This is a genomic window from Candidatus Termitispirillum reticulitermitis (assembly GCF_054655775.1).
The window spans coordinates 1-2,819 of sequence record NZ_BAAIHG010000108.1; the positions used below are offsets into that span (position 1 = coordinate 1).

General features: G+C 42.9%; 2 protein-coding genes. Both read right to left on the bottom strand.

What is annotated here, in order from left to right; translation table 11 throughout:
• Window positions 1-1,299, bottom strand: a 1,299-nt coding sequence (locus tag AC1MDJ_RS07450) for a RelA/SpoT family protein (protein WP_479690293.1), incomplete at its 3' end; no start/stop codon positions are given.
• The coding region (gene recJ, locus AC1MDJ_RS07455; RefSeq protein WP_479690294.1) for a single-stranded-DNA-specific exonuclease RecJ at window positions 1,296-2,819 on the bottom strand (1,524 nt) is incomplete at its 5' end. The genes AC1MDJ_RS07450 and recJ, both read right to left, overlap by 4 nt.

Consider the following 2,819-nt stretch of genomic DNA (forward strand, 5'->3'; position numbering starts at 1 on the left):
AAGCTGATAGAGGTAGTTTGGGATACTAAAGCTGAATATGCTACAACAGTGCGGAGTGGATTCCGATGGTAGCTCTACCACATCGCCATTAGGGGTAAATACATAAATTTGTGAAGACAACACATCAGCCTTTAATTCTTCAACAAATTCTTCAGAGTTCTTATTTTTCTGCTCTAATATCTGCCTTAGCCACGTGAACTGGCTGTCTTTCTTTGTGTCAAAGTTCTTGCCATCTTTATATCGCCAGTGGGCGGCAATCCCCTCTTCAGCTATGCGATGCATCTGCCAAGTTCGTATCTGGAACTCTACCATCTGCCCATCAGGACCGATAACCGTTGTATGCAACGACTGATACATATTCGCTTTCGGCATTGCAATATAGTCCTTAAACCTAGAAGGAACTGGCTTAAACAGGTGATGTATAACGCCAAGCACTGTGTAGCATTGCGTTTCAGTCTCAACAAACACTCGCAAGGCTAACAAATCGTAAATTTCCTCAAATGTAGAGTGCTTTTTCACTATCTTGCTATAGATACTATATAGATGTTTCGGGCGGGCATTGACCTCCGCCTTTATAGATTCGTCAAGTATAGCTTTCACAGTAATATCACAGACTTTTGCTAGATAGCTCTCCCGCTCCGAGCGAGATAGTTTGACCTTTTGTTGAATATCCACATACATTTCAGGGTTGATGACGCGAAAGGCAAGGTCTTCAAGCTCCCATTTCATAATAGCTATCCCTAACCTATCAGCTAGCGGTGCATATATTTCTAGCGTTTCATTGGCAATACGCAACTGCTTATCTGGACGCAGGGAGTCTATCGTCCGCATATTGTGCAACCTGTCGGCTAGTTTTATCATCACAACGCGGATATCTTCTGACATAGAAACAAGCATTTTTCTAAAGTTTTCTGCCTGTTTCTCCTCCTTAGAATTAAACTCTATCTTGCTAATTTTAGTCATGCCATCTACCAAGAAAGCGATTCTTTTGCCAAATATTTCCGAAAGCTCGTCTAACGTGGCAGACGTGTCCTCAATAGTATCGTGCAACATTGCAGCGATGATAGAATCAACGTCCATATTCATTTGAGATAATATATATGCCACCGATAACGGATGTAGCAAATATGGGTCGCCCGACTGGCGCAACTGACCGAAATGCTGCTTAGCAGCATAAACATAAGCAGTGTTCAGCTTTTCTAAATCTTCATCGGGGCTATATTGTTTGATGAAATCCTGTATATCAGCTAAACGCACCATTTTTTTTACTTCAAGTGATGTGGAAAACTGCTCCATCATGTGCTACCTCGCAAATCCTTTAATATCAGCTGCGGAATGTGCTGCTTGCCATAGCTTGCCAGCGTGAATAGAACGTCAAAAGATTTAGCACTTCTAATAATAGCACCATGTGTAGCTCGCATATTGAAACCTATCGCCTCATAGTTGCGCCCGTTGTGTTCAAAGAAACATTTGATATGCCCATCTTTCTCCGAAAAGGTCGCAGGCTGCGCAAAGGAAAAGTTCTTTATACAAAATAGCGGGTCATGATTGCTATTGCCGAACGGCTCAAACTTGTGCAACGAGAACATAAAATCTGATGTTAAATCAGACGGCTGCAGAATTGCATCTACAACAAGTTCGGGCATATAATCTTTATCATTAAGTGCTTTTCTGACGATAGCGTCAAAACGTTCCTCTAGCTCACCTATATGTGTCGCTTCTAGCTTTACACCAGCAGCGTATTTATGCCCGCCAAATGACAATAAAATATCTGAAAGCTCTTTAACTCCGTCATATAGATGAAAAGCTTGAATGCTCCTAGCAGAGCCTCTATATATACCATTTTCTAACGTGAGAACAATTGTCGGACGCCGATACTTATCGGCAACGCGTGAAGCAACTATCCCCAACACACCAGCATGCCATTTATCAGAATACAGAACAAGCCCGCGTCGCTGGGCTGCTAATCCTTCTTTGTCAATTTTTTTATAAACTTCATCCACAATCCCTTTCTCTATACCTTTTCTAGCTTCGTTATCCTCATTCATCTGCTTTGCTAAATATTGCGCGGTATTCTGCTCAGTAGCTATCAACAGTCTTAAACTTCTATCGGCATCGCCTAATCTGCCCACAGCATTTAAGCGTGGCACAAGTCCATAGCCTACCTTATAGGTATTCAGCTCCGTTCCATAACCAGTTACCTTTTTAAGCTCCTCAATACCCACACGAGTCTTACCCGACAACACCTTTAAGCCATGCACCACAAACGTTCTATTTTCGCTCTGCAACGGAACAACATCTGCCACAGTGCCCAGCGTTACTAAATCTAAATATTGTTTTAAGTTGGGTAGCGGCTTATCAGCCCAGCCGCTTATGCTCCGCAGATTATGCCTAATAGCCATACACAGCTTAAACGCAACACCTACCCCTGATAAGTGCTTAAAGCTGTAAGTCTCATCCTGCATCATAGGGTTTATTATCGCTATTGCAGCATCTGGCAAGTCATCGCCTTGCTGGTGGTGGTCTGTGACAACCACGTCCATACCTAAACTTGCTGCCCTTGAGACCTCTTCAATAGCAGATATGCCACAATCAACGGTTATTATTAAGTTCACATGCTTTTTGTATAGTTCCTCTACGGCAGCTAAACTAAGTCCGTAGCCTTCTTCAAGCCGCTTGGGGATATAGTAATCAACGTTTGCACCCAGCTCCCTTAAAAAGAGATACATCAGCGCGGTAGCGGTCACACCATCGGCATCATAGTCGCCATAGATACATATAGATTCACCATTGGCAAGGGCTAGACAAATTCGCTCAAC